Source organism: Verrucomicrobiota bacterium, assembly GCA_027622555.1.
Classification (GTDB): Bacteria; Verrucomicrobiota; Verrucomicrobiia; order Opitutales; family UBA2995; genus UBA2995.
Genome location: JAQBYJ010000232.1, coordinates 1 through 3,052, shown reverse-complemented (window position 1 = coordinate 3,052; position 3,052 = coordinate 1). Strand labels below are relative to the sequence as shown.

Annotated in this window: 1 protein-coding gene; it reads right to left on the bottom strand. The window is 49.5% G+C overall.

All coding sequences use genetic code 11. From position 1 onward, the window contains the following. On the bottom strand, positions 1 to 3,033 hold a 3,033-nt coding region (locus tag O3C43_25065), incomplete at its 3' end, for a TonB-dependent receptor plug domain-containing protein (GenBank protein MDA1069761.1). Positions 3,034 to 3,052 lie beyond the last annotated feature (19 nt).

The following is a 3,052-nucleotide window of genomic DNA, read 5'->3' as shown; positions in this document are numbered from 1 at the left end:
GAACGCATCGATATTGGTTTCAGTGTTACCTTGATACCCGTTTGCTATGTCGGGAATGAACGTATCCTGACCTGCGATTACCCCCGGCAAGGTAGGGAAACCGATCACTCCGGAATCCTGCCAGCGCAGGGCTCCGCCTATGCCAAAGCCTTTCAATCTGCCTTCACTGAAATTGTAGTTGGTAATGACGTTGAATCTCCAGGGACGGAGCTCTGCCGAGGATCTGCCTTCCTGAAGTTTGCCTGAAAGATAGGTAAAGCGGTTGGTATTAACCACATTTGAGAAGGTGGCATCCGGATTGATAATTTGAGCCGGATTCCCATTTTCCAAATCCCCATATTTAGTAACGTAAGGATTGTAGAAATTATCGTAAAAGTTGGTCAAGGCAGGCATGTAATTATCAAGGATTGCTTTCTGCTTCGCCGCGTTAAGCGCGATGCGCCAATTGGGTGTCGGATTCAGTATGAGTTCGGCTTCAAACCCTTTAGCTGCAACACTGGTGGTATCTCCAATGTTATTAACTGTAATTTGTTGTATGGACCCATCCGAAAGAAACGATATTTCCTTCTTGTCCCACAGATTCCCCTGGGTGCGCAGAATGGTTTCCAACTCACTGTAGGCCTGTTTCGCCTGCTCAATCCGTGGAAACTCACTTTTGTCGCTGTCGGGGTCATTATACTCCTGGATATCCCGGTTCAAATTTCCCAGGAAGTTAAATGCACGCGAGTAGACCTGGTTCACAAAAAGATCAAAATTGCTTTCATTGGAGTTGGAGAGGCGGGATTCGTACCAGTTCAGCCGGGCGACAACCTTGTCTTCAAACAGATAAAAGCTGACACCGTAATCTTTACTCTCCCCGGATGGGCTTGGAATGGCCTCGCCAGTCGGGGTGTTTTGTCCGGCGGCCGGAACAAAGTTGTCAGATTGATTGTAGTGAACCGACAGGTTCAGCCAGTCCGACTGGGTATTCCAGGATTTGGGAAGAAAGGCAACCGCACCCCAACCGAAAATCGACTTGGAAGCCTGGGCATATTGTTCGTTGCCATTGTGCAGGTTAAAAAGTGAACGATCCGTTACAACCGGGATCATTTCGGCATCACGGGGTGGAGTTCGGTTGGCAACGTCGTCTACCTTGTCTTCCCGGTAACCCGTATTGACTATCAGATTACCGCCCAAAAATTCGCTGCTGAGATTCAGGGCTTGGGATTCGATCAATATGTTCTGCAGGTTGGGATCTCGCTGCGAGATTTCCCTGGCCGTAAAAGTGCCGCGTTTCCATGTTTCCGTGGCTCTGTCCCAGTAGAAAGTATCATGCTGACCGGCTATCGCGTCGAAAGAGAAGTCATACCCGTTGTCCGCCGTGATGACGAAGTCCTCCAAGCTAAAATTGGGATCCGTGAAGGCGTTGAGTTGCGGCGGCCCCAAATAGACCATGAAGGGGACGTCTCTGGAAAATATCGTAGGATCGGTGGATCGGCCGGGAAGGTTGGAAATCACATCGAAAGAACCAGCAAAGGACGAAGGCCGGGATCCGTGGCGGAATATGTCTTGTTCCTCTCGGTCGGCGAGGAAAGTGAAGGTGTGATTGCCAAGCCACTTAGCCCAATCATCCCGCTCAGTAAAGTTGAGTTTGTAGAACAGTGTGGCTCTGGTGGTCTTTCGGGTAGTTTCGGAAGATTCATGCGTGTTGAACCTACGGGTCATCATAACCGGACGACCAAAGTTGGGATTGGGTGCTGGCTCTAAACTGCCCACCGCAGTCGGATACAGCATGTGTGTATTGATGTCCAAAGTGATGGGACCAGCGCCATCGGGATCTGGACCAATCGTGTAACTCGCCCGGTCGAAATCCTGATAGTCGAAGCTGATATTGATTCCTGCATTCTGGTTCAGGAACACATGTTCCAGCGACACATTGTAGTTGTCGAATGAGTTTTTGTAAAACTCGCCGTCCCAACCCAAGTTGTATTTTGAGAAGTCGAACGTATCGAGATTCACGAATCCTTGGTCAGCCCAAGCAGCGCTCCCTGTTCCGGACCGCATGATTTCACCCCGATTTCCGAAAAAAACGTAATCCTGGTTTGGGGTTCCGATATTATTGGGATCGAAGTAGGCGTTTCCGTTCGTAACTTCAGCGCCCCGAACTTGTCCAAGGAACCCCAACGAATTGATACCGTCCGGGCCAGTGCCATCATATCTCAACGTAAAATTGGGGCGAATGCGGAGGTCTCGCAGGGTTAATCCCGTTTCCACTCCGAAGTAGGGACCTTCACTTCGCCCATATTCGCGAGCAAATTCCACAGGATTTATCATTACTCGCTCAACATTCGGACGCTCAGGGAAAAGGTCGGGCTGGTTTAGAAATCTGGAAAGGCTTTCCACTGGCAGAACTACACTGGGCGGTGTGCCATTAATTTTTCCTGTTTCATAGTGGGCGCGAATTGTAGTACCGCTCTCCCTACCAAACGGTTTGTAAGTGAGAGCCATATAAAAGCGCTCGTCATTTTGAAAAGTAGGGCGTTGGTAAAACTTCGTATGATCATAAAGACCAGAGATACGAACTGCGAGCACGTCCTCTACCAGAACCCGGTTCAAGTCGATGCTTCCACGATAGGAAGGATCGGCACCTCCGCTATCGATACGGAAACCTACTTCGCCAAAGTTACTGAAATGTGCCTTGGCAAGGCCGTTGTTGATCAGACCAGCCGGTGAACCTAGACCAAAAAGAAAAGAATTCGCCCCACGGTTAATATCGACACGCTCCGTGTTGTAGGTGTCGAATGGAATTTCTGTTTTGAAAAAATCGCGTGTTCGGTCTGGGGCAGCCATGCCGCGAATTCGGTTGGCACCGCTTGGATTGCGACGTGAGGTTTCCACATCCGTAACGCCATTTCCCGCAAAATCGGCTCCCGTGAAATTACCTGAAATACCAGCCGTTTCGGTACTCGTGGTGTATTGCAGCAGATCGTTAATGTTCGTAGCCGCAATATCATTCATGAACTCCTGAGTGACGACTTGGATCGATGAACCAATCTTTTTTATATCGGAACTG